At 43.2% G+C, this 24,583-nt stretch carries 30 protein-coding genes; 22 read left to right on the plus strand and 8 right to left on the minus strand.

Annotated elements, in window-relative coordinates; genetic code table 11:
• Nucleotides 1-160: 160 nt before the first annotated feature.
• The gene (gene mhpT, locus FTT91_RS10190) at nt 161-1,387 is read right to left on the minus strand and encodes a 3-(3-hydroxy-phenyl)propionate transporter MhpT (RefSeq protein WP_131261231.1); all 1,227 of its coding nucleotides are present in this window, start codon (nt 1,385-1,387) and stop codon (nt 161-163) included.
• A gap of 1,002 nt (nt 1,388-2,389) precedes the next feature.
• On the opposite strand from mhpT, the gene dapA reads away from it, so the two are divergent.
• The 4 genes from dapA to FTT91_RS10210 all read left to right on the plus strand — a co-directional run bounded on the left by dapA (nt 2,390) and on the right by FTT91_RS10210 (nt 5,231).
• The gene (gene dapA, locus FTT91_RS10195; protein ID WP_131261232.1) at nt 2,390-3,289 is read left to right on the plus strand and encodes a 4-hydroxy-tetrahydrodipicolinate synthase; all 900 of its coding nucleotides are present in this window, start codon (nt 2,390-2,392) and stop codon (nt 3,287-3,289) included.
• Between the two features lie 14 nt (nt 3,290-3,303).
• Nucleotides 3,304-3,903 (plus strand): hypothetical protein, encoded by a 600-nt coding sequence (locus tag FTT91_RS10200; RefSeq protein WP_026438344.1) that lies wholly within the window; start codon nt 3,304-3,306, stop codon nt 3,901-3,903.
• Between the two features lie 36 nt (nt 3,904-3,939).
• Nucleotides 3,940-4,659, plus strand: coding sequence for a phosphoribosylaminoimidazolesuccinocarboxamide synthase (gene purC / locus FTT91_RS10205; protein WP_004974116.1), 720 nt, complete (start codon nt 3,940-3,942; stop codon nt 4,657-4,659).
• Between the two features lie 359 nt (nt 4,660-5,018).
• Entirely contained in the window at nt 5,019-5,231 is a 213-nt protein-coding gene (locus tag FTT91_RS10210) for a cold-shock protein (protein WP_004974113.1), read from the plus strand.
• Nucleotides 5,232-5,345: 114 nt separating this feature from the next.
• Here the strand turns inward: FTT91_RS10210 and FTT91_RS10215 are convergent, their stop codons facing one another.
• Nucleotides 5,346-6,614, minus strand: a complete 1,269-nt coding sequence (locus FTT91_RS10215; RefSeq protein ID WP_004974112.1) for a replication-associated recombination protein A — start codon at nt 6,612-6,614, stop codon at nt 5,346-5,348.
• A 117-nt stretch (nt 6,615-6,731) separates the two neighbouring features.
• Nucleotides 6,732-7,184, minus strand: a complete 453-nt coding sequence (locus FTT91_RS10220; protein WP_136144131.1) for a YcgN family cysteine cluster protein — start codon at nt 7,182-7,184, stop codon at nt 6,732-6,734.
• Between the two features lie 191 nt (nt 7,185-7,375).
• On the opposite strand from FTT91_RS10220, the gene FTT91_RS10225 reads away from it, so the two are divergent.
• The 10 genes from FTT91_RS10225 to FTT91_RS10270 all read left to right on the plus strand — a co-directional run bounded on the left by FTT91_RS10225 (nt 7,376) and on the right by FTT91_RS10270 (nt 14,326).
• Nucleotides 7,376-7,534 (plus strand): DUF1328 domain-containing protein, encoded by a 159-nt coding sequence (locus tag FTT91_RS10225; protein ID WP_179994334.1) that lies wholly within the window; start codon nt 7,376-7,378, stop codon nt 7,532-7,534.
• A 207-nt stretch (nt 7,535-7,741) separates the two neighbouring features.
• Nucleotides 7,742-8,482: a dienelactone hydrolase family protein gene (locus FTT91_RS10230; protein WP_136144130.1), complete on the plus strand. Its 741-nt coding sequence runs from the start codon at nt 7,742-7,744 to the stop codon at nt 8,480-8,482.
• Nucleotides 8,483-8,551: 69 nt separating this feature from the next.
• A complete protein-coding gene (locus FTT91_RS10235) occupies nt 8,552-8,914 on the plus strand; it encodes an HIT family protein (RefSeq protein WP_070155794.1) in 363 nt (120 codons plus the stop codon).
• 136 nt (nt 8,915-9,050) lie between these two features.
• A complete protein-coding gene (mutY, locus tag FTT91_RS10240; RefSeq protein ID WP_131261235.1) occupies nt 9,051-10,085 on the plus strand; it encodes an A/G-specific adenine glycosylase in 1,035 nt (344 codons plus the stop codon).
• A gap of 60 nt (nt 10,086-10,145) precedes the next feature.
• Nucleotides 10,146-10,685: a M23 family metallopeptidase gene (locus FTT91_RS10245; protein WP_180169357.1), complete on the plus strand. Its 540-nt coding sequence runs from the start codon at nt 10,146-10,148 to the stop codon at nt 10,683-10,685.
• A gap of 18 nt (nt 10,686-10,703) precedes the next feature.
• Nucleotides 10,704-10,949, plus strand: a complete 246-nt coding sequence (locus FTT91_RS10250) for a hypothetical protein (protein ID WP_004974096.1) — start codon at nt 10,704-10,706, stop codon at nt 10,947-10,949.
• Between the two features lie 40 nt (nt 10,950-10,989).
• The gene (locus FTT91_RS10255; protein ID WP_180169358.1) at nt 10,990-11,574 is read left to right on the plus strand and encodes a DNA-3-methyladenine glycosylase I; all 585 of its coding nucleotides are present in this window, start codon (nt 10,990-10,992) and stop codon (nt 11,572-11,574) included.
• A 40-nt stretch (nt 11,575-11,614) separates the two neighbouring features.
• A complete protein-coding gene (locus tag FTT91_RS10260; RefSeq protein WP_180169359.1) occupies nt 11,615-12,637 on the plus strand; it encodes an NAD(P)-dependent alcohol dehydrogenase in 1,023 nt (340 codons plus the stop codon).
• Between the two features lie 238 nt (nt 12,638-12,875).
• Complete coding sequence (locus tag FTT91_RS10265) at nt 12,876-13,580, plus strand: FKBP-type peptidyl-prolyl cis-trans isomerase (protein ID WP_004974091.1); 705 nt, start codon at nt 12,876-12,878, stop codon at nt 13,578-13,580.
• 56 nt (nt 13,581-13,636) lie between these two features.
• The gene (locus tag FTT91_RS10270; RefSeq protein WP_180169360.1) at nt 13,637-14,326 is read left to right on the plus strand and encodes an FKBP-type peptidyl-prolyl cis-trans isomerase; all 690 of its coding nucleotides are present in this window, start codon (nt 13,637-13,639) and stop codon (nt 14,324-14,326) included.
• A 77-nt stretch (nt 14,327-14,403) separates the two neighbouring features.
• On the opposite strand, the gene murJ is transcribed toward FTT91_RS10270, so the two are convergent.
• Together murJ and ampD are read right to left on the minus strand one after the other, a co-directional pair.
• A complete protein-coding gene (gene murJ / locus FTT91_RS10275) occupies nt 14,404-15,954 on the minus strand; it encodes a murein biosynthesis integral membrane protein MurJ (protein WP_171287394.1) in 1,551 nt (516 codons plus the stop codon).
• A gap of 50 nt (nt 15,955-16,004) precedes the next feature.
• The gene (gene ampD, locus FTT91_RS10280) at nt 16,005-16,604 is read right to left on the minus strand and encodes a 1,6-anhydro-N-acetylmuramyl-L-alanine amidase AmpD (RefSeq protein ID WP_004974083.1); all 600 of its coding nucleotides are present in this window, start codon (nt 16,602-16,604) and stop codon (nt 16,005-16,007) included.
• A gap of 177 nt (nt 16,605-16,781) precedes the next feature.
• Between ampD and nadC the strand changes: the two genes are divergently transcribed.
• Nucleotides 16,782-17,627: a carboxylating nicotinate-nucleotide diphosphorylase gene (nadC, locus tag FTT91_RS10285; protein ID WP_004974082.1), complete on the plus strand. Its 846-nt coding sequence runs from the start codon at nt 16,782-16,784 to the stop codon at nt 17,625-17,627.
• Between the two features lie 106 nt (nt 17,628-17,733).
• Here nadC and FTT91_RS10290 read toward each other — a convergent pair whose 3' ends face one another.
• Entirely contained in the window at nt 17,734-17,973 is a 240-nt protein-coding gene (locus tag FTT91_RS10290) for a hypothetical protein (RefSeq protein WP_180062232.1), read from the minus strand.
• A gap of 177 nt (nt 17,974-18,150) precedes the next feature.
• On the minus strand, nt 18,151-18,867 hold the full coding sequence (gene rph / locus FTT91_RS10295; protein WP_004974074.1) for a ribonuclease PH: 717 nt from the start codon (nt 18,865-18,867) through the stop codon (nt 18,151-18,153).
• 204 nt (nt 18,868-19,071) lie between these two features.
• Here rph and FTT91_RS10300 point away from each other — a divergent pair, with 204 nt between their 5' ends.
• Nucleotides 19,072-19,728: a TetR family transcriptional regulator gene (locus FTT91_RS10300; protein ID WP_136144683.1), complete on the plus strand. Its 657-nt coding sequence runs from the start codon at nt 19,072-19,074 to the stop codon at nt 19,726-19,728.
• Nucleotides 19,729-19,842: 114 nt separating this feature from the next.
• Here FTT91_RS10300 and FTT91_RS10305 read toward each other — a convergent pair whose 3' ends face one another.
• On the minus strand, nt 19,843-20,463 hold the full coding sequence (locus FTT91_RS10305; protein ID WP_004974070.1) for a thiol:disulfide interchange protein DsbA/DsbL: 621 nt from the start codon (nt 20,461-20,463) through the stop codon (nt 19,843-19,845).
• A gap of 181 nt (nt 20,464-20,644) precedes the next feature.
• Between FTT91_RS10305 and ubiG the strand changes: the two genes are divergently transcribed.
• The 6 genes from ubiG (at nt 20,645) to FTT91_RS10335 (ending at nt 24,422) form a co-directional block, all read left to right on the plus strand.
• Nucleotides 20,645-21,361, plus strand: a complete 717-nt coding sequence (ubiG, locus tag FTT91_RS10310; RefSeq protein ID WP_004974063.1) for a bifunctional 2-polyprenyl-6-hydroxyphenol methylase/3-demethylubiquinol 3-O-methyltransferase UbiG — start codon at nt 20,645-20,647, stop codon at nt 21,359-21,361.
• The gene (locus FTT91_RS10315) at nt 21,358-22,059 is read left to right on the plus strand and encodes an HAD family hydrolase (RefSeq protein ID WP_180169361.1); all 702 of its coding nucleotides are present in this window, start codon (nt 21,358-21,360) and stop codon (nt 22,057-22,059) included. Before ubiG ends, FTT91_RS10315 begins: the two co-directional genes overlap by 4 nt.
• A gap of 69 nt (nt 22,060-22,128) precedes the next feature.
• Entirely contained in the window at nt 22,129-22,875 is a 747-nt protein-coding gene (locus FTT91_RS10320; protein WP_004974058.1) for a YciK family oxidoreductase, read from the plus strand.
• Nucleotides 22,876-23,081: 206 nt separating this feature from the next.
• Entirely contained in the window at nt 23,082-23,501 is a 420-nt protein-coding gene (locus FTT91_RS10325; protein ID WP_004974057.1) for a hypothetical protein, read from the plus strand.
• Between the two features lie 129 nt (nt 23,502-23,630).
• The gene (locus FTT91_RS10330; protein WP_004974054.1) at nt 23,631-23,786 is read left to right on the plus strand and encodes a hypothetical protein; all 156 of its coding nucleotides are present in this window, start codon (nt 23,631-23,633) and stop codon (nt 23,784-23,786) included.
• Nucleotides 23,787-24,032: 246 nt separating this feature from the next.
• A complete protein-coding gene (locus FTT91_RS10335; protein ID WP_180169362.1) occupies nt 24,033-24,422 on the plus strand; it encodes an RcnB family protein in 390 nt (129 codons plus the stop codon).
• The last annotated feature ends 161 nt before the right edge of the window (nt 24,423-24,583 follow it).

Below are 24,583 nucleotides of genomic sequence, written 5' to 3' on the forward strand. Positions count from 1 at the left end.
TATACCCTGCTTGCGTCATTGCCACCCAGTAGAACAGGCAGCTTTGCGACAGTACTTGTCACACTTCATTCGAGCATTTTCTCTCAAAAATCAGCGATCAACATACAAAAAAATAGCCTGCAGGTGCAGGCTATTTGGTCTTTCAACTGTTCTCATCCTTTTAAACAGTTTGAATACGACGTACCAATAACAACATGAAAATGGCTGAAATAATAATACATGGAATGGCTGCTGAAATAACCCCAGCCGCACCAAAGCCTGCTGCCAACAACTGACCTGCAATAGCAGGGCCAAGCATTGCGCCTACACGACCAACAGCAGAGGCAACACCGACCCCAGTACCACGTACTTCGGTTGGGTAGACAATACTACCAAAAGCATATAACACGCCCTGACAGCCAATCACAAAAGCACCGACCAAAGCTGAAGCCATATACATTTGCATGAGTGAACCCGCTGCATTTAGAGCAAATAAACCTGCCAAAATACCACCATACATCAATAAAATCACGTAGGCTTTTTTCCAACGGTCGGTCAGCATACCCAAAATTACAGTACCGACTGTCGCACTCACCATGAAATAGAACTGTGCAGTACTGCCTTCTTTACGCGAGAAACCTAATTCCATAAATAAAGATGGTAACCAGCTCAACATGATGTAAACCACCATCAAGGTAAAGAAGTAACTCACCCAAATAAATAAGGTACGCAATAAGTTTTGTGAATTAAACAAATCTTTAAAAGATGCTTTTGGCGCAGCATTTTGTGCTGTGACATCTTTACCTGCCGCTTGTGCTTTTAAGAATTCACGTGATTCTGGCAATAACCACATCATCAATGGAATGACAATAAATGGCAGCAAACCACCCAAATAGAAAATGTTTTTCCAGTTTGAGCCAAAATCTGTACTGGCAATTAAAGATAAAATGGCTGCACCCACAGGCATACCACAATACATCAAGCCCACAGCACGACCACGGTTTTGTGGCGAAACAGCTTCAGATGCCAAAGTAATTAAAATTGGCATGGCTGCCCCTAAACCCGCACCTGCCAAGAAGCGCACCGCCAATAGGCTTTCAAAGCTATTCACCCACACCGTACATAAGGTAAATAAAGCAAAGACTGCTGTAGACCAGATTAATACTTTTTTACGACCAATACGGTCTGCAAAACGTCCGCCAACCAAAGCACCTGGCAATAAACCTAAAATACCCGCACTAAAAAATACCCCAAGCTGCGAGCTGTCTAAACCAAAATGCTCACGGATACCTGCCGCAGCAATACCTGCTGCCTGAATATCCAGACCTTCAATCACTGCAATTAAAAAGCAGATCGCGACGGTAATAACCGCATGCCGCTGATCGCTATGTTGTGTTGATCTATCCATTGGGTCCCTCTACTAGAATTAGATAGCCATGTGAAAGCCTGCATCTTGCGCAGTTTTAAACTGCAGCAATAGCTATCAATAAGTGTTAGACCAAAGTGAATTTTTTCAGATCAGCGCAAACGTGTTGCGCAGCATGTAGAAAAAAACATAGCGAAAAAAACAATAAATCTGGCAAATTACACGCTATTTTCCCGCTTAAAGCAGTAAATTCAGCGCAAGATTTCTCACCATTTAAGAAGTCAGCGACAACATAGGTAGACTTAAAAGCTATTATTCTTAAGAATCAAAAATCAAAATATCCCGATTAAAACAGTCAGATATAAGAGCTATAAGGTCTGAATTGAGCGTTTTTTTATATAAATATCTAGGGTCTGTTGACAATTCATCTATGTTTGCGACGTGAGAGATATATCTCGCAAGATTTTTTAGCTGATATAAGGCATGAGACAGGAAATTTAGTCATTCTAAATGACTGGCACATAACGCAATAGCAGCAAAAAATATGCTCGCCCCCTTGCGCAGCAAACAAAGCAGCGCTTTGTTCTTGCTCATGTGGCTAAAACTTTCTCAGATTGCGTTATGAAACTTGGCAATAGTCTCGCTATTCCCTGCGTTTCATGCCTGATCTGCTCAGTTTTAGCCTACAGCGCAAGCCATTTATGAAATGTCAACAGACCCTATATTCAGCGTTGTATTTCAAACTTGAGGCTAAAAAAGTGCTGATGAGGGTTGTGCCATACCAATGAAAATTTGGGTACAAAGGAGATGGTTATTATTTTTTTATTTTGAACAACAAGCTGCTGATCCTAAAATACTAAATTAAACAAAGTTTATGATTGCTTTGACGAAAGCATATTGTTCTGACACACTGAATCAGTCATAATTTGGCTAAGCATTATTTAATCAATTTGATTGAATTTTGACCCAAATCAAAATACTGCAACCATCCACATCTACCTTTTCTACACCTCTGTGGATGGAAAAATAGGATCTTTTTAAAAAATGACTCAGCAAGCACAGACCATTCAAGGCTCAATTGTCGCAATTGTCACCCCAATGTTAGAAGATGGCAGCGTAGATTGGAAAGGTCTCGAGAAGCTCGTTGAGTGGCACATAGAACAAGGTACCAACAGTATTGTTGCTGTAGGTACAACTGGTGAAGCATCGACCTTAAGTATGGAAGAGCACACCAAAGTGATCGCAGAAATTATTCGCGTCGCAAATAAGCGTATTCCTGTCATTGCTGGTACTGGTGCAAACTCAACGCATGAAGCCATCGAACTGACCAAAGAAGCACAACAATTGGGCGCAGATGCGGCCTTATTGGTAACGCCTTATTATAATAAGCCAACTCAGGAAGGTTTATACCAGCACTATAAAGCAATTGCAGAAGCAGTTGATTTACCTATCATTTTATATAATGTACCGGGTCGTACTGGTGTAGATATGTCAAATGAAACGGTCATCCGTCTTGCAGACATCCCAAATATTGTGGGCGTAAAAGATGCAACGGGCGATGTGCCACGTGGTCAGCAATTATTGGCTGGCTTAACAGGCAAAAACATGGTGGTGTATTCAGGCGATGACGCTACGGCATATCAATTGATGCTGCACGGTGCAAAAGGCAATATTTCTGTAACTGCCAATGTTGCACCAAAAGCCATGAGCCAAGTTTGCGCGGCTGCAATCGCAGGTGATGCTGCAGGTGCAGAGCAACAAAACAGTGCGATTGCAAATTTACACAATATTCTATTTTGTGAATCGAACCCAATTCCTGTGAAATGGGCACTTCATGAAATGGGATTAATTGGTACAGGAATTCGCCTGCCATTAACTCCGCTTGCAGAACAATATCGTGCACCGTTACGCGAAGCCCTTCAGGCTGCGGGTGTCATTCAATAAAAGAGCTTAGTATGATGCAATTACGTTTTGGTTTTATCGCCGCACTTTCAGTATTGAGTTTGGCTGGTTGTAGTTCTCTTGCCATCAATAATGGTTCATTGGACTATAAAGACGCCGCTACTTTAGCACCACTTCAATATCCAGAAGGTTCTGTGGTTCGACCTGCAACACCGTTGTATCCTGCACCAAGCGTTGACCCTTTAGCAACGGCAAATGCACCTAAGCTTGAAAATGCACGTGGCAACCGTTTTGCGATGCCACGTCCTGAAGCCATGCAAGCCAGCAGCAACACAGTTCAAGACAGTACGCAAATTGGACGTCCTCAACCCGTAGTTGACGGAAACCAAAATCCGTTGCTCAAAATTGATGGAAATTCTGCTACAATTTGGCAATACACACTTGCCACCCTCAGCAGTCTGAATTACAGCATTGTTGGTCAAAGTAAGAACCGTTACGAGGCAACCATTAAGGTCGATCAACAGATTTATGTCTTAAGATTGACCTCTGTCGGTTCGAGCAACAACCTAGCTGTATTCAATGCCGATAACAGCTTTGCAGATCAAGAAAAAGCTGCAGATCTGTTGGCCCAGATTTACCAAAATTGGCCAGCCTAGCCGTACTAGGCATTTTTTTTTGAAAAAGGTTCCCTCATGTTAAAACAAACCTTGCTCTATACTGGTAAAGCAAAATCTGTTTATACCACAGACAGTGCAGACCACCTGATTTTAGTCTTTCGTGATGATGCCTCTGCGTTCAATGGCGAAAAAATCGAACAACTAGATCGTAAAGGTAAGGTGAACAACCGTTTTAACGCCTTTATCATGGAAAAATTGGCTGAAGCGGGTATCGAAACTCACTTTGAAAAACTACTTACACCAAACGAAGTATTGGTGAAAAAGTTAGACATGATTCCTGTAGAGTGCGTTATTCGTAACTACGCTGCAGGTTCACTCTGCCGTCGTTTAGGTGTAGAAGAAGGTAAAGAACTGACCCCACCTACATTTGAATTGTTCTTTAAAGATGACGCTCTTGGCGACCCAATGGTAAACGAATCTCAAGCGATTGCTTTAGGTTGGGCCAATGCTGAACAATTGGCAAAAATGAAAGAATTAACTTACCAAGTCAACGATGTATTAAAAGCATTGTTTGATGCAGGTAACATGATTTTGGTCGACTTCAAACTTGAGTTTGGTGTATTCCACGACCGTATTGTGTTGGGTGATGAGTTCTCTCCAGACGGTTGCCGTTTATGGGACAAAGACACCAAGAAGAAACTCGACAAAGACCGTTTCCGTCAAGGTTTAGGCGGTGTGGTTGAAGCTTATGAAGAAGTTGCTGCACGTTTAGGCATCGACTTAGACAATATCTAATTCAAGCTTTTCAATTTTAAAAGCTGAATTCCCAAAACCGAGCAACATTGCTCGGTTTTTTGTATTTTGCTGTAGACCAAACAGGGTTTACAAACCAAATCTTTGAAAAAATCGCCCCATCCACAATGCCCAGTCTGTCTGCCTATTTTTAAATTTATCTGAATTTAAATTGTGTATTCTGCAATTCCGTGTATGCTTGTTGTCATACTAGAAAAATATGAAGTTCGTTTTAATCGTCTAAGTCCGTAGTTTTATTTTGTAATCCTTCGTTTGTTCAGATTTTAAGTCGCATCTTTTTCCCAGTTATTCCAAATCTTTTTTAGATTGCAACATATTAAAATTCAGCAGGATATTTCCCTATGTCAAATCCGACAATGAAAGGCACGGTAAAGTGGTTTAACGAAACTAAAGGTTTTGGTTTTATTCAACCAGAATCTGGTCCAGATGTGTTTGCGCATTTCAGCGAAATCGCACACTCAGGCTTCAAGACTTTACACGAAGGTCAGCAAGTTGAATTCAGCATTGCGCAAGGTCAAAAAGGCCCGAATGCTGTAAACATCAAACCGCTTTAAACCTTTGAATGCAGCACTCAAGGCTGCAAACAAATCTAAAAAAGCTCAAGTTGATTCTTGAGCTTTTTTTATGCCAATACTTTTACAAATATCTTTTCAGCTATACCAAATCGCTTAGGATTGAGTCTGCTGCCAACGACGTTGTTGTAAACGCTCACCTTCCACTTCACGTTTATTACGTGCCGACTCATACAACTTTGTGCCTTTCAGTTCAGGCGGCAAATAGTCCTGTAGCACAAAATGCTCTGGGTAATTGTGCGGATACAAATAATCTACGCCATAGCCTTGTTCTTTCATCAGTTTGGTCGGTGCATTACGCAAATGCAGTGGCACAGGTAAGTTGGCGGTTTTTTCAGCCAAATCCATGGCTTTATTAATTGCCAAATAAGTACTGTTACTTTTGGCACTGGTTGCCAAATATACTGCACATTGTCCTAAAATAATCCGCGCTTCGGGCATACCCAGCACTTGTACCGAGCGGAAACACTCGCCTGCCAATAACAAGGCATTCGGATTTGAATTGCCAATATCTTCCGAAGCAGCAATCAACATGCGACGCGCAATAAAGCTCGGGTCTTCACCGCCTTTGAGCATGCGCGCCATCCAATACAATGCAGCATCGGGGTCACTGCCACGAATTGACTTAATAAAAGCCGATACCAAATCATAATGTTGCTCGCCTGACTTGTCATAACGGGCAATGTTTTGTTGCGCAACCTTGACCACAATCGCATTGGTGATGATATTTTCCACCTCGGGTTCAAAGGTGCTTGCCACCAAGTCCAGTAGGTTTAAAGCCTTGCGTGCATCACCTGCAGCAAACTGAATCAGAGCATCAAATTCTTCAATCTGAATATAACGGTCTTTTAAGAATTGATCTTGCTGAATGGCTTGAGTAAGCAAAGTCTGAATCGAATCGGCATCTAAAGCCTTTAAGGTATAGACCTGACAACGTGAAAGCAGCGCACTATTGACTTCAAAAGATGGATTTTCAGTGGTCGCACCAATTAAGGTGATTTTGCCCTTTTCCACCGCATTTAATAAGGCATCTTGCTGCGACTTATTAAAGCGATGAATTTCATCAATAAACACCACTGGTGTGAGCAAATCGCCGCCTTCGGCAATAATTTCACGCAGCTCTTTGACCCCAGTATTCAAGGCAGAAAGGCTGATAAAAGGACGATCTACCGCCTGCGCCAACAGCAAAGCGATGGTGGTTTTCCCCACCCCTGGTGGCCCCCAGAAAATAATTGAAGGCAAATGCCCCTGATCAATCATTTGGCGTAACGGCGCTTGCTCACCTAAAAGATGATCTTGACCAATAATTTGCGATAAATCGCGTGGACGCAAACGCTCAGGCAGTGGAATATGACTCTCTGACATCTTGTTATTTCTATACTTGACTTCAACCTAGTCTACTATGATCTCAAGCTTTGGAGTATTTCTAATCGTACCGATTTATCGCTAAAACACGATTCAAAGTTTATTCTGCAGTATGAATTAACGCACCCAACGCACCACATAATCTTCTATATCTTCTTCTGCAACATCCAGTTCTGAAATACAACGCCCTGCCGCAGATTTTTTGGCTTTAATCACACTTTGGCGTGAGCCCGTATTTAAGTAATGCCAAGATGGCAAATTTTTGCCCTGTTTTAAACGACGATAGGCACAACTTGGCGGCAACCAGTGAATTTTTTCTAGTTTTTCGGGGGTAAGTTGAATGCAATCGGGCACAAAGTCAAAGCGATTGGCATAATCTGAACAACGTGCTGTGTTACAGTCCAGTAACTTGCACGCCACTTTGGTATAGGCCACTTCTTGCGTGTCTTCATCTTCTAGTTTGACCAAACAGCATAAACCGCAACCATCGCACAAGGCTTCCCATTCCGCAGTATTTAAGGCATTCAGCGGATAGTTTTTCCAAAATTCAGGTCGTAATTGATCAGACATAGCGCACAGAAAATAACAAAACTGCGTCATTATAACAGTCTTGTTTCAACTTGTTGCTTTTGTTTAGTCTTTAAATGAATCAAACACTTAACTCAAACAACTGAACATTTAATACACAAAAACAAAACAGTGTGCTGCGTTCAGCTCCCTATACTAAATTCAGAAGCTATAAAAACACATGGAGAACAATTATGTTTCGTTGGGCTATAATCTTCGCAGTGATTGCGTTAATCGCGAGTTTACTTGGTTTTGGTGGTGTCGCAGGTTTATCCAAAGACTTTGCCATTATTTTATTGGTGATTGCTGTGATTTTGGCAGTTGTTGGTTTCCTCTCTCGCGGAAAAATCTAGTGACCTCGTCTATAAATTCCTAAAAATCAGATAAAAAAGAAGGATTTTTCCTTCTTTTTTTATGTCCGCTTTTTACGCAACAAATGCCAATTTGGCTATTTTAAAAATATTTTCTCACATTTATAGGCAGTATTTACCCTGTTTTTAAAAATGCGTGCCATATTATTATGCTTTAATCATGGCATTGAAAACGATAAGGAATAAGGCATGGCTTTAGCAATCAAAACTCGCGAAATTGAATATACGGCTGCAGATGGCAGCAAACTGATCGGTTATTTTGCTGCACCAGAAACAGCACAAGCTGTCGCGGGGGTGATTGTCGCACCTGAATGGTGGGGACGTAACGAATACACCGAACAACGCGCGCGTGAATTGGCTGAACATGGTTTTGCAGCCTTAGCGATTGATATGTATGGCGATAAAAAAGTCACCACCACCGCAGCCCAAGCCAATGAATGGATGATGCAAACTTTTGCAGATGCTGACACAATTGTGACTCGTGCGTCTGCAGCTTTGGACACTTTAGCTGCCCAACCTGAAGTAAATCGCGATAAACTCGCTGCAATTGGTTTCTGTTATGGCGGCAAAGTCGTTCTGGATTTGGCTCGTTCTGGCGCAGCATTAAAAGCAGTGGTGACCTTCCACGCCAACCTCAGCCCGAAAGCCCCTGCACAACAAGGTCAGGTACAAGCCGAGATTTTGGTGTTGCATGGTGAACTGGACAGCATGGTGACTTTAGACGACGTCGCAAGTTTCCGTGAAGAAATGCACGCGGCTCAAGTAGAGCATGAAGTGATTATTTTTGAAGATGCCAAACACGGCTTTAGTAACCCTCAAGCTGATGAACGTGCCAAAGCCAATGGGGTCGATTTAGGCTATAACGCATCGGCAGAGCAACAAGGTTTAGCTGCCATGTATGAAGTGTTGGATCGTCGTTTAGCAGATTAATCTGCTGTTCACATTACGCAGCATATACTCAACGCAAGCCAAGAAAATTTTAAAGAAGAGGATATAACAATGACTGAGCAATGCCCTTATTGCAATTTTGATGATTATGATGTTTTGGCAAAAAATGAATTTGGGGTAATTTTGCCTGAACCCAATGCCCTGTCTAAAGGACATTGCGTGATCATTCCGCTACGTCACGTCGGCTCTTTTTTTGACATTACAGACAAAGAACGTAAAAGTTTATTGTCTTTATTAGAATTGGCGCGCAATGAGTTGCAATTGCGTCATCAACCTGCAGGTTTCCATGTGGGTTTTAATGATGGCGATGTGTTTGATGCTAAATCTGAGCATTTACACATCCACATTATTCCACGCTATGAAGGTCAGACCTTAAAATTGGATAACCGTTGGGGTATGAGCGGTCAAATTTAAACCACGACTCGTTTTATCCCAAACCAAGTGAAACCAAACCTAAAGAAGAAGATGCACGCTCATCTTCTTTTTTTATGCACGTAATTCCCACGCCAGTTTGGCTATACTAAGCCGCTACTTTACAAACTGGGTTCGCATGACTGCTTTTTCATTTTCCGATGCTCTCCTCACGTGGTTCGATCAACACGGACGCCATGACCTGCCGTGGCAAGTCGCCGATGATCCCTATGCGGTGTGGGTGTCTGAAATCATGCTGCAACAAACTCAGGTCAAAACCGTATTGCAATATTTTGAGCGTTTTTTGCAGCGCTTTCCGACAGTGCAAGATTTAGGACGTGCAACTTGGGATGAAGTTGCACCGTATTGGGCAGGTTTAGGCTATTACGCCCGCGCCCGCAACTTGCATAAAGCCGCAGCCATTGTGGCACAGCAAGGACATTTTCCAAGTACGCTCGAACAGTGGATGGCTTTGCCGGGCATTGGTCGCTCTACGGGTGGTGCCATGATGTCGCTGGGTTTACGCCAATACGGCGTCATTATGGATGGCAACGTCAAACGGGTTTTAGCACGTTTTTTTGCTATTGAAGATGATTTATCCAAACCTGTACATGAACGTGCCATGTGGCAACTGGCAGAACAGCTCTGCCCCGAAGTGCGTAATCACGACTATACGCAGGCTATTATGGATTTGGGCGCCACCATTTGTACCCCCAAAAAACCACTGTGCTTATATTGCCCAATGCAACAACACTGCAAAGCACATCAACAAGGTTTAGAGCAGGAATTGCCCTTTAAAAAACCGAAAAAAGCCGTACCCGTTAAATCTGCACAGGTCTTAGTACTGCAATGCGCAGATCAGTGGTTATGGCAACAACGTCCCAATACAGGACTTTGGGGTGGACTATGGTGTTTGCCTGTCATTGAAGATGCACAGGCTTTTGAGCAACTGTGTCAAAGCTTGAGCCTTAAACAAGTACAGCAACGCGCACAGATTTCACATAGCTTTACCCATTTCACTTGGCAGCTTGAAGCACTGTGTTTTCAGGTCGATGCTGATCTACAAGAACACTTGGCAATAGAACTGAATGCAGATTGGTATAGTCCGCAACAAGCCAGCGATTTGGGCATTCCGACGGCCATGAAAAAATTGATCTCGGCAATCAATCTGTGACATAGTCAAGCATCGTGATGAATGAAATCTTTGCTTTCACTGCCATTACAAGGATGTCTTATGTTTCGATGGATTGCTGTTTTAAGCCTGTCACTCTTTACCTTATTGATTGCGGCCTGTAGTTCTGCACCGAAACGTCCTAGTACCCCACTCCCGCCTGCCTTGGTGCAAAAACTCAATCAAATGAGTTTAAAAACTCGCTTGCCCATTCCTGTGCAGGGCATTAAAGCGCATCAGTTGAATGACACTTGGGGTGCATCTCGTAGTAGCGGACGTTTGCATGAAGGCATTGATATTCTTGCCGCCAAAGGCAGCAAAGTGTATAGCGCTACAGAAGGTTTAATTGCAGACTTACGCGATAATCGCTTAGGTGGTAAAGTAATTTGGATATTAGGGCCTGCAGGCACTTGGCATTACTATGCACACTTGGATGGACATAAACGCGGTTTAAGCGTGGGCGATTATGTCAAGGCAGGAACGCATATTGGCTATGTCGGCAATACAGGCAACGCCCGACACACTGCCGCACATTTGCATTACGGACTTTATTTAAATGGTAAAGGACGCGGTGCGGTCAATCCTTATCCTTATTTACGTTAATTTTGTTAGGAACATTTCATGTCTGAAGCCTTGATAAATCGATTGGTGGAATTTGCAGAATCTGGCAATCAACAAAAAATTGTATTGGCAGGACAAGTCCATCAAGGCTGGGTCATGGAAATTACTGAAGATGCCCTGCTCATCAGCACAGGCTATTCAGATAAAATCGGTAAAGACAACTGGATTTCCTTTCACGATCTGCAACAGGCAGAACTATATTATTGGGATAACCAACATGACCAATGGGCAGCATTTCAGCTTTAAGCCTGTCCCATTCACATCTATTCAATAAGGAGCATGACCCATGACGATACAACGCTGTGGCTGGTGTTCCGATGATCCGCTCTATATTTCCTATCATGATTTAGAGTGGGGACAAGCTGTATTTGCCGAAGCACATTTATTTGAAATGCTGTGTTTGGAAGGACAGCAAGCAGGCTTGTCTTGGATTACTGTATTAAAAAAACGTGAGGCGTATCGTCAACATTTTTTCCAATACAGCATTGCTGAAATTGCCGCATTTAGTGATGATGATCTTACGCTCAAATTACAAGATGCTGGATTAATTCGCCATCGAGGCAAATTACAAGCAATTAGTGACAACGCACGTGCATGGCAAAAACTAAAAGATGCCGATATAGACGTCGTGACATGGCTTTGGGATTTTGTCGCACAGCAGCCAATTTCTAATGACGTGCCAGACTATCGTCTTGCCCCTGCACAAACCACAACCAGTTTGGCCATGTCTAAAGCCTTAAAGAAAAAAGGGTTTAAATTTGTAGGGCCAACTACCTGTTATGCCTTTATGCAGGCCGTTGGTATGGTCAATGACCATGAAAATCACTGCAACTTTAAAACCCTGACACAGGTTCAGCATACTAATCCTTAGCCGTAATCACACAGTCAGCCCATGACAAGGACAGTGCAATATGAGTAATACCATTCGAGCCTATGCCGCAATGCAAGCGGGTGAACCACTACAAGCCTATGAGTTTGATGCAGGTGAACTGCAGGCACATCAGGTGGAAGTCAAAGTTGAATATTGCGGCTTATGTCATTCCGATCTCTCGGTCATTCAAAATGACTGGCATTCTTCGGTCTATCCTGTGGTGGCAGGACATGAAATTATTGGCACGATTACCCAATTAGGCAGTGAGGCCAAAGGCTTAACCGTGGGGCAACGTGTAGGCATTGGCTGGACAGCAGACAGTTGCCAATACTGCGATGCCTGTATTGCGGGTGAACAAGTACTATGCAGCAATGGCACTACAGCCACCATTGTCGGGCATGCAGGCGGTTTTGCCGACAAAGTCCGAGCAGGCTGGCAATGGGTCATCCCCTTACCCGATGCGATCGATCTTATCAGTGCAGGGCCGTTACTCTGTGGGGGAATTACCGTATTTGATCCGATCCTGAAACACCAAATTCAGGCAGTGCATCATGTTGCTGTGATTGGTATTGGTGGCTTAGGCCACATTGCAATCAAACTCTTAAAAGCATGGGGCTGTGAAATTACGGCCTTTAGTACTAACCCCGACAAAACTGCAGAATTGTTGGCCATGGGGGCAGATCATGTGGTGAACAGCCGTGATGCCGCTGCGCTTAAAACCCAACGTGGCAAATTTGACCTGATTTTAAGTACGGTAAATGTGAGCTTGGACTGGAATGCCTATTTAAGCACGCTGGCACCGCATGGCACTATTCACATGCTAGGTTTAGCGCTGGAACCCATGCCTATTAAGGCAGGCAGCTTGATTGGTGGTGCAAAATCGGTTACTGGTTCATCGACAGGTTCGCCTGCAGCGCTGCGTCAATTACTACAATTTGCCGCACGCAAACAGATTGCCCCACAGGTGGAAGTTTTTCCGATGTCACAGATCAATCAGGCAATTGAACATTTGCATCAGGGCAAGGCACGCTATCGGGTTGTGTTAAAGGCCGACTTTGACTGACTTTTAAGTTAAATCTTGCCCAATTTAACGGTCTTGCTCATCTCAGATGGGCAAGATTTATGTATAAAAAATGTTTTAGATATTCAGTCTGTTATAGAATAAACTGCGTAAGCAGCATATATTAAAAAGTTGAATCGACACAGGCTGCAAAGCCACGTGCCAAACTAGAAAAGTCTGTGAAAAAGTCTGCTAAGATGAATGCTGCTTTTTTAACTATAAAATGAATTTGAGAAAACCTATGAGTAAAGCCTTACCCATCGCTGTTGCTGTAATTTTAGGCGGTGCTGCACTTGTTCCTGTTTATTATGCCTCTCAAAACCCAGCAGTGGCGACCTCTAAAGCGTCGGCAAATGCTTCTGCGGTTGAAAAAATCAGCTACGCTTTGGGTTATGAAGTGGCACATCAAACCCCACCAGAGCTAGACATCAACAGCTTTGTAACAGGTGTGCGTGAAGGTCATGCGCGTAAACAACCTGCCTACACCGAAGAAGAATTACAAAAAGCCTATGAGCAATTCCAGCAAGAGTTGCAACAAAAACAAGCCACTCAAGCGCAAGCTGCGCAAACAGCCAGTGATTCATTCTTAACTGAAAATGGCAAAAAAGCAGGCGTACAAACCACAGCTTCTGGCTTGCAATATCAAGTGATTAAAGAAGGCACAGGCAAACAGCCAACGGCAAGCTCTGTGGTCAAAGTGCACTACACGGGTAAACTGGTCGATGGCAAAGTATTTGACAGCTCGGTACAACGTGGTGAGCCAATTGAATTCCCACTGAATCAAGTCATTCCGGGCTGGACTGAAGGTTTACAGCTCATGAAGGAAGGCGGTAAAGCTACGCTGTATATTCCATCGAAACTGGGCTACGGCGAACAAGGTGTACCAGGCATGATTCCTGCCAACAGCACCTTAATTTTTGATGTTGAACTGATTGAAGTGAAATAACAACATCACCCTTTCAGGAGAGCTTGGCTCTCCTGTATGGTCTTAGGACGAAAAGAATGAAAAAACACCTTGCCCTTGTGTGTATCGCACTGCTCAGCAGTGGCAGTTTTGCCAAAACCGTGACCAATAAAAGTCCTGTTGCAGATCAGGTCGGTTATAGCTTTGGTTATTTAATGGGGCGCAGCAATGCGGAAACCTTAAAAGATATTGATCTCGAAGCCTTCATTGCTGGCTTAAAAATGGCAACACAAGACCAAGCCGCCAGTTTAAGCGATGAAGAAATGGCACGAGTGCTGACTCAATTCAAAAAGCAAGCCGAAGCCAAACAACTGATTGAGCTTAAAAAAGTAGCCGATAGCAATGCTAAAATTGGGCAAGCCTTTTTAAACAATAATGCCAAAAAGGCAGGGGTCAAAGTCACCAAGTCTGGCTTGCAATATCAAGTCTTACATGCAGGTACGGGCAAATCACCCAAAGCCACCTCTACCGTTAAAGTCCATTATGAAGGTCGTTTAATTGATGGTACGGTATTTGACAGTTCTATCGCCCGCGATCAAGCTGCAGAATTTCAGGTCAGCCAAGTCATTCAAGGTTGGACTGAAGGCTTACAACTCATGAAAGTTGGTGCCAAATATCGCTTCTTTATTCCTGCTGCTCTAGCCTACGGTCAAATTGGCTCAGGCGATGCAATTGAGCCAAACAGCACGCTTATTTTTGATGTGGAACTTTTAGAAATTGTAAAATAATCCAAAGCCGCATCATCTTTAAACAAAAAAATACCGCAATTTAAATTGCGGTATTTTTTCAGATCAACTTCGCTTCATTAAGGTTTTAAATGACGTGGTCTAAAACCCGTTGCCAACAATCCAACCCCATAGGCCACTACGCCCACCACACACAGCGCAGTGACTTCTGCCACACGCATCCATTGTGATACATCACCGTTATACCAAGTTAAGGCATACCACAACGCAGCAATCATCACGGCATTTGCCACTGCAAACTGCACCATGAGTTTTTTCCAGTGCGCACCAAAACGGAAAATCTTGCGTTGATGCAAATAGAAATACAACATGCCTGCATTCACCAAAGCCGAACCTGATGATGCCAGTGCCAATGCCATGTGTTCAGCTTGCCAGTCAATCAGTTTAAAGAAGCCAATAAACACCACGTTTAAAATCGCATTGGCAGCCACAGCCATTAAACCCACACGTACTGGTGTTTTGGTGTCTTGCTGTGCATAAAAACCCGGTGCAAAGACTTTAATCAGCATGAATGAAATCACCCCTGCACTCATACATTGCAAGGCCAAAGCGGTCATTTGCGTATCTTTAAAACTAAACTGACCACGCTCAAACAAGGCTTGGATAATAGGCGTTGATAACATAAACAGTGCAATACTGGCAGGGACACCTACCAAAATAATCACCCGTGCAGCCCAGTCCATCATGCCGCGGAATTTATCCATATTTTGTTCTGCATGACGCGCAGACAGTGACGGTAAAATGACCGTCCCAATCGCTACACCAATTAAGCCCAAAGGTAGCTCTGTCATACGTTCCGCACTATACAACCACGACACCGAACCATCCTGCATAAAAGATGCCCAAATGGTGTTGAGTAGCAGGTTAATTTGCGTGACCGATACCCCAAATAAAGCAGGCAGCATCAGCTTCATAATCCGATCCACCCCTTCATGCTTGAAATCAACTTTAGGGGGAATCAGCAGCTTTTTACGCCATAGTTCTGGAATTTGAATCGCAAGTTGTAAAGCACCCGCGATAATCACCGCCCAACCCAGTGCCATAATCGGCTCTGCCATGTACGGTGTGAGCCATAATGCACCTGCAATCATCGCCACATTCAGCAATACAGGCGCAAAGGCAGGCGTGGTAAATGAGCCATAGCTGTTCAAAATACTGCTGGCAAATGCCGTCAGCGACATAAACAACAAATAAGGAATGGTCAGGCGGAACATATCGGTGGCTAGCGCAAACTTTTCAGGGTCGCTATGGAAACCCGGTGCGTAGATATACATCACCGCAGGCGCAGCCACCATGGCGGTAAAGGTTAGCCCTGTCATTACCGTCATTAAACAGCCAAAAACCCGACTAATTAAAATTTGTACTTCGGCATGAGTGCGGCTGGTTTTATATTCGGTCAATACAGGAATAAATGCCTGCGAAAACGCCCCTTCGGCAAACAGTCGCCTGAAAAAGTTGGGGATACGAAACGCCACCACAAAGGTATCGAAATCTTTACCTGCACCAAACACATTCAGCAATACCACATCACGGACTAATCCTAGCACCCGTGACAGCATGGTCATTGCACTGACAATAAAGGTCGATCGCCAAAGCGCCATCGTTACCACCCAATTAAAAATTTAGTCGCTATTGTAATCAAAGCATCAACAAAGTTTTGTTATTGATTGATCAATTTTTCCTGTGATGTCGAAGCTTTAAGTTGAGATAACTGTTCACGAAAATACTGCCAGTCAAAATACGGCCCCGGATCAGTTTTACGTCCCGGTGCAATATCGGAATGTCCTGCAATATGCTGTTGAATACTCGGATAGGCCTGCTGCAAACTGTGTACCACCTGCACCAAACTCTGATATTGCGCTGTTTCAAAAGGCAAGTCATCACTGCCCTCTAATTCAATCCCAATTGAATAGTCATTACATTCAGGCTGTGCCAAATAACTAGAACGCCCCGCATGCCACGCCCGATCTGCAAAATTAACAAATTGCAGCACCTCGCCTGTTCTTAAAATCAACAAATGTGCCGAAACCTGCAGGCCCTGAATGGTCTGAAAGTAAGGATGCTGCGACCAATCCATTTGGTTCTGAAAAAATTGCTCAATATAACCACCACCAAATTGTGACGGCGGCAAACTAATATTGTGAATGACCAGCAATTGAATCTCTTGGTCTGTCGGACGGGCGTTGAAATTCGGAGATGGGACTTGTCTTGCCCCTTGTAATTGACCCTCAACCACCTGAAACGACGGCACATGCTGCATAAGGCAATCCCCAAACCATTAGAATAGAAAAATAGAACACAAATTTCAGTTTAATGCCAACGCGTGACAATGAACATCTTAAATTACACCCGAACGTGGCTAAAAAACACATCCAGGCGCAGAACAGTGTTAATATAACGCGCAATTTTCATGGGCAAGATCGACACGGAAAATCTTATGAGCATCTCTCCAGCTTTGCTTGAACAATCCATCCAAATCAATATTCAGCAAGCCTTGCAAGAAGATATTGGCGATGGTGATATTACCGCATTATTGACCCCTGAAGATGAGCAGGCCACTGCCACCATTATTAGCCGTGAAGACATGATTTTGGCAGGTCAACCGTGGGTAAATGCCCTGATTCAAGCATACGATGCCAATGTGCAAGTCACGTGGTTAAAAAATGATGGCGACCACGTTGCTGCCAATGAAGCCTTTTTGAAATTGGCAGGTTCTGCACGCAGCCTGTTAACGGTAGAACGCCCTGCGCTGAATTTTGTGCAAACCCTGTCTGCTGTTGCGACTAAAACCGCAGCCTATGTGCAACAACTTGAAGGCTTAAATACCAAACTGCTAGATACCCGTAAAACCTTACCAGGTTTACGCATTGCACAAAAATATGCTGTCACGGTCGGTGGTGGACAAAACCATCGTTTAGGCTTATTTGATGCCTTTTTGATTAAAGAAAATCACATTATGGCAGCAGGCGGCATTACTCAGGCAATTGCCAAAGCACATGCCATTGCTCCGGGCAAACCTGTAGAAGTTGAAGTGGAAACTTGGGATGAACTAAATCAAGCCCTTGAAGCCAAAGCTGATATTGTGATGTTGGATAACTTTAGCCAGCAACAAATGATTGATGCGGTCAAGCATGTGGCAGGTCGTTGTAAACTTGAAGCGTCGGGCAACATCACCATTGAAAATTTACGTGAAGTGGCTAGTACAGGCGTAGATTATATTTCGATGGGTGTTTTAACCAAAGATGTCAAAGCTGTGGATTTATCAATGCGTTTTAATGCGTAAACGATTACTTTTAAAATTAAGGGTGCAATCTGCACCCTTAATTTTTTCCAAAAATTGATTTTAAGGAGGCAAATGAGCCTCCTTTTTTTATGCCTCAATTTTGAATTTAATCATCGTCCTTGTTGTCGTTGTCGTTGTCGTTGTCGTTGTCGTTGTCGTTGTCGTTGTCGTTGTCGTTGTCGTTGTCGTTGTCGTTGTCGTTGTCGTTGTCGTTGTCGTTGTCGTTGTCGTTGTCAGAAGCTTGACCGAGTACACTACGATTGTCTTCATTTTCACGCTCAGTACGTGAATCACATGCAGTTAAAAACAACATCATGGCAGACATTAAAATAATCAATAGTTTCATGCTTTCCTCCTCTTTTCATTCAGGCTCTTTGCATACAGTTTTCCATCTTAAAAGAACGCATCCTGCAATATTGTAGCTTTTTGCTTCACGCTTCCTATCGCAATCTAAATCTCATCCATAAAAAAACGCATCCGAAGATGCGCTCTTAAACAGCAGAAAAACATCAAAAAGCTTAGCTTACCAACCTAAAGCTTGCTGCTGTTTTTTTACCAATTCCTGAATACCTTTTTCTGCCATTTCCAACATGGCATTACATTGCACACGATTAAACGGCTTATCTTCAGCAGTACCCTGAATTTCAATAAATTCACCTGCTTGTGTCATCACCACGTTTAAATCAGTTTGGCAATTTGAATCTTCTTCATAGCACAAATCCAATAACACTTGGTCTTGGTACATGCCCACAGAAATTGCAGCCACCAAACCCTTTAATGGGTCATGCTTAATTTTTTTCTTTTCCAGCAACACATTCATAGCATCAATCAATGCCACTGCTGCACCTGTAATGGCTGCAGTACGGGTACCGCCATCGGCCTGAATCACATCGCAGTCAATGGTAATGGTGTTTTCACCCAGTTTCTTCAAATCGACCATGGCACGCAAGCTACGACCAATTAAGCGCTGAATTTCCTGTGTACGTCCGCTTTGTTTACCACGCGCCGCTTCACGGTCACTACGGGTATGAGTTGAACGTGGCAACATGCCATATTCTGCAGTTACCCAACCTTGTCCCTGCCCTTTTAAAAAGCGCGGTACAGAGTTATCAATACTTGCGGTACACAAAACTTTGGTATGACCAAACTCTACCAACACTGAACCTTCAGCATAGCGAGTATAGTTACGGGTAATTTTTACCTCACGTAATTGATCTAAAGCTCGTTGGTCAATACGCATAATGTGTCCTTATTTTTGGCTCAAATAAATTGCCCGCAAGTATAACAGATGCCACAGCGCAGGTCGCTTTTCCAAAGCTTGACGTGTGCTGTTTCGGTAAATTTTGCCTGTATTTTTACAAAGTGGCTTCATTCATCTTTTAGTATTATCGTGAAACACAGGTTTTTGTTAGACTGCGCGGCACTGGCAGAATCAGGAAATACAATGTCGATTCGGGAAGAACGAAAACAACAAAGTCGTCAGGCAATTATGGAGGCAGTGCTGCAACTCAGCAGCGCAGGACGTGCATTTAGCAGCATTAGCTTAAGAGAAATTTCACGACAGATTGGACTGGTGCCCACCGCATTTTATCGGCATTTTCAAGATATGGATGAGTTGGGGCTAGATTTGGTCGATCAAGTTGCCTTGCACATTAAAGGTATTTTGTATCAGTTGGGACAAGCTTATTTATACCAACCCGATGCACAGACCGAAAAGGCATTGACCCTATTTTTTAAATCTGTCGATCAACATCCACAACAATGGATTTTTTTAATTGCCGAACGCTGGGGCGGTTCGACCATTTTACGGCAAGCCATCGCCCGTGAAATTGATTTTTTAATTGAAGATTTAGCTAATGATTTACAACGGGTCGAAAGCGTACAACATTTTCAGCATGCTGAAGATTTTCACATTCTGGCCAATATTTTAATTAATTTGTCGTTAAATTGGGCAATGAGCTGGATTGGTTTAGAACGCCAATTTGAAGCCGAAAAATTACCTGAACAACAGCAGCGTTTTATTCAACAAACCATTACTCAAGTACATTTATTATTTCGTGGCATTTGCCACTGGCAACGTCCGCAGCCTGTCGCAGATTAAACATACAACACACTTTTAACCTGCATTAAAAAAACCGCAATGACGTTGCAATCATTGCGGTTTTTAGCGATGCGCTGCTGATTCAGCCTTGCATCATCTTGTTATTGCATCTGCTTATTTCTTAGCTTTACGCTCTTGATCAACCAAGTAGTTCACTACTTGAATCACTTTGCCGTTATCGCCTTGAACGATATATTTACCATTCACCACCACCGCAGGTACACCTGTCAATTGGTACTGACGCGCCAATTGTTTAGCTTGTGAAATTTTAGAGGTGATCGCAAACGAGTTAAACATGCTGTTAAATTTCGCTTCAGGTACACCATATTTCACAAAGAATTTAGCTTGTGATTGTTGGTCAAAAATTTGCTGACCTTTGTCATGAATGGCATGGAAAAGTGGCAAGTGAGTTTTCTTGCGCACACCCAAAGCTTCAGACACATAATAACCACGTGCATTCATTTCCCAAACAGGATTCATGGCTGCAGGAGTACGCACAAAATTCACATCTTTAGGTAACTGGCGTAACCATGTTTGCATATATGGTTCTAAAGTAAAGCAGTGACCACAGCCATACCAAAAGAACTCACGCACTTCAATTTTACCCGGTACATCAACCTTACCCGGGTTGGCGACAACGCTATAATCTTTACCTGCTACAAAATTTGCCGCCATAGTGCTACCAGAAATAGCAAAGATGGCTGTTGCCAAACTACCTAAAAGGAATTTTTTCATTGCGTTTATAATCCTCTAAATCATTCTGTTTAGTGTATGGCAACACTATAAATCAATTATGCTGATTTCGTTTTCCTTCTGTGAACTTTTTTACAGCTTTTATCGCTTTTTTTAGAATTAACGCTACACTAGGGTTTATATCTATTTTTCCAATTATCACGACCCAATTGAGGTGGCACCCATGTCGCATTTGAATGTTGATCCACAAGAAATTGCCAAATTTGAAGCATTTGCAGCCATATGGTGGGATCAGCATTCCGAGTTCCGTCCCCTGCACATGATTAATCCACTGCGCTTAAACTGGATTGATGAGCACGCAGGCGGCTTGGCAGGCAAGAAAGTGCTAGACGTCGGCTGTGGTGGTGGTATTTTGGCAGAAAGCATGGCTCGTCGCGGTGCCAATGTGCTTGGAATTGATATGGGCGAAGCACCTTTAAACGTGGCACGCCTGCATGCAGAACAAGAAGGCGTACACAATATTGAATATCGCCAAATTCCTGTTGAGCAATTGGTAGATGAGCAAGCTGGTCAATACGATGTGGTGACTTGCATGGAAATGTTAGAGCACGTACCTGATCCGGCCTCGATTATTCAAGCCTGCCAAAAACTGGTCAAGCCGGGCGGTCATGTATTTTTCTCGACCATTAACCGCAACCCTAAATCATACCTATTTGCCATTATTGGGGCAGAATACGTGCTGCGCATGTTAGCCAAAGGCACACACGATTATCATAAATTTATTAAACCGTCTGAATTGGCACACGACATTCGCCAAGCGGGTTTAAAACTTAAAGATATGACGGGTTTACACTACAACCCACTGACTAAACGCTATTGGTTGGCACCTAATGTTGATGTGAACTACATGGTTTACACGGTCAATGAGGCAACAGAATGAAAGCCGTTTTATTCGACCTCGATGGCACCTTAATTGATACCGCTGCAGATTTTATTCGCATCATTCAAGACATGTGCCACGATAAAGGCTGTGAGATTGTGGCAGCAGAAGCCATTCGCACGCAGGTGTCTGAAGGTGCACGGGCGATGGTCAAATTGGTCTATCCAGAACTTGAAGTAGATGACCCTGTATTTCTTGCGCATCGACAACGCTTTTTAGACCTGTACGGCGCTGATATTGCGGTAGAAACCGATTTGTTCGAGGGCATGTATCCACTGCTCGAAGCTTTGGAACAGCATCAAATTCCGTGGGGAATTGTCACCAATAAACCGCGCTGGCTCAGTGAAGCCTTACTCAAGGCACTGAATTTAACTGACCGCTGTGCGGTTTTGGTCTGCCCTGAAGATGTCAGCCACACCAAGCCAGACCCAGAACCTATGTATTTGGCGGCCAAACAGATTGAAATTGCCCCAGAACATTGTATTTATGTGGGCGATCATCCACGTGATATCGATGCAGGTCGTAACGCCAATATGTATACCATTTTGGCAGCATACGGTTATTTACCCTTGCAACACAAAGATGACTTAACAGCATGGCAAGCAGATTGTATAGTGGATTCAGTGACTGAATTACATACGGTTTTAGAAAAATTGGTGCTGCAAGCTGCAACGCAAAACAGCAGTGCCAATGCTTGAATCAGTCCTGTAAAGCGATGACATGAAACTCAACCCATAAGCAATAAGAAATGAACAGGAGGGATGCCCATGAAATACTCAGAATATCAACCTCGCCCCGATCTTCTCAAAGATCGTATTATCCTGATCACAGGTGCCGGTGATGGTATTGGACGAGCGGCTGCCCTCAGTTATGCGCTACACGGAGCAACCGTAGTGCTGCATGGTCGTACCTTAAATAAACTTGAAGTGATTTATGATGAAATCGAAAGTTTAGGCGCACCACAACCTGCTATTTTGCCGCTGCAGCTTTCAAGTGCTTCACCACGAGATTATGAATTACTGGTCGATACCCTAGACAAACAATTCGGACGTTTGGATGGTATTTTGCACAATGCGGGCATTTTAGGTGAACGGACTGAGTTGGCAAATTACCCTGCCGATGTTTGGGATGACGTCATGGCCGTGAATTTACGTGCGCCATTTGTACTCACTCAGGAATTATTACCGCTTTTGGCAAAATCGGAACATGCTTCAGTCGTGTTTGCCAGTTCAGGTGTAGGTCGTGAAGCACGTGAACGCTGGGGTGCTTATTCGGTGTCTAAAATTGCAATTGAAGCAGTGAGCCAGTTATTTGCCAAAGAACAGGTGCATCCGAATATTCGCTACAACTGCATTAACCCAGGCGCAACCCGTACTGCCATGCGCGCCAAAGCCTATCCAGATGAAGATCCAAAAACTTTACCTACACCCGATGCCATCATGCCTGCCTATTTATATTTAATGGGCGATGACAGCTTACACATGAATGGTCAGAGTATTGATGCACAGGATTAGTCCTGTGGTTTGATCCGAAGAAAGGAAGCGCTTGCTTCCTTTTTTATGGACTTAACCTAGCATATGCCAATTTTTGCGCATGGATTTGCGGTAAAATGGCATTGCACAAGCATCTTCTGGTTTCTATCCTGCCTATTTTTGGCAATGCAAAGCCTGATTACCATGCTTCCACATCTCAATTCAACCTCAACGATGCAGAGAGCAACATGACTGAATTAAACAACATCACCGTGACACCACTTGAAGATGGTATGGTGTCTTTACTGATTGATGGTCAGCCTATTTCTGAAAAATATGGCATGAAGTTTGAAGCCAGCATCGTAGATGACATTCAGGCACTCGACAACGGTCAGAAAATCAAACTGTTTGATCAGTTTGTATTTTCACATACCGACCTTAATTTTGAACATGCTTACCACTATGTCACAGGCATTGAAAAACTGGACGATGCCTACAAAGTGGTTAAAAACTTTGTTTATCGTATTAAAATTGAAGGGCAACCTGAAATTGAACACGTGATTAGCAAGCAAGGCGCACCAATGAGTACTGAAGATGTACGCGAATTTATCAATGCACATATTCAAAAATCATTGACCGACTACACCGATTTAAACTACGCCTATTAAGCAAAACTCATGGCAACGGTGGCAATAATCGTTTTATTGGATTGTTTTTATAAAATTATACGGTTTTCCAAATCAATATACATCACCTATGCTTGATGTATCTCCACAACAAGCATTAGGTAAATTGTGATGACTGATATTCAACGTAAAACTGCCGTGATTCAAAGTATTGAAAGCTTGCAATTAGGTCAGCATTTAATTGTGGCTTTGGATGATCGTGAAACAGCCGAATGTGTTGCCATCGCTGTGCAATCTTTACAAGGCTTAACTGAACATTGGAACTAAAGCAGACCATAGCAGTACGCTGCTATGGTGATGTCTCATCCTTTCCTTAGCACAAGAAAAATCATCCCACCCCTATTTTCTGAGCGATAGCTACTAAATTTCGTATTTTGTCGCATAATAGAATCAATACCATGCCGCATCCTGCAGAGCGTATTTAAAAAATTCATGTGCTTTCTTCACAGTTTCTCTGCATTTAATGGTTAAAGTATGAACTGTGATATCAAGATGAGAGAATGAGGGGTTTACATGAAAAAGATTTTGACAGTTCTGGCAATGTCTTTCAGTGCTTTACTAAGCAGCAATTTTGCAACTGCCGCTCCTCAATTTGATCGAGACTCAGCTGACCATCCTCGTCACCAAGCACACAATAAACATGAATTTCGTGCCGATGCAGAAGAGCGTATGCAAGACAAACGCCGCATGCGTGAAGAACGTGGTGTAAAACGCTTACAACAACATAAATGGCAAACGGGTTATGTCATGCCGCAGCATTATCGTGGCAATGGTTATAAAGTCGATTATCAGGAACATAACTTGCCCCGCCCTGAACGCAAACAACAATGGTATAAAATCAACCAAGACTACATTTTGGTCGATGTCGAAAATCACCATATTTTGCGTATCGCAGGTTTATAGACCTACTGTTGTACATACACAATATCTAAATACATAGCCCAAAGCTCACTTTGGGCTTTTTTTATAGAGCGATAGTCCGCTCAGGCTCTCCTTGTTTTCTCCATAAAATTCACAATTCACCTCAATTTCCACCATCATTTATCTTGAGTATTTGACTAATT

This window comes from Acinetobacter sp. YH12021 (assembly GCF_013420145.1).
In the GTDB taxonomy this organism is placed as follows: Bacteria; Pseudomonadota; Gammaproteobacteria; order Pseudomonadales; family Moraxellaceae; genus Acinetobacter; species Acinetobacter towneri.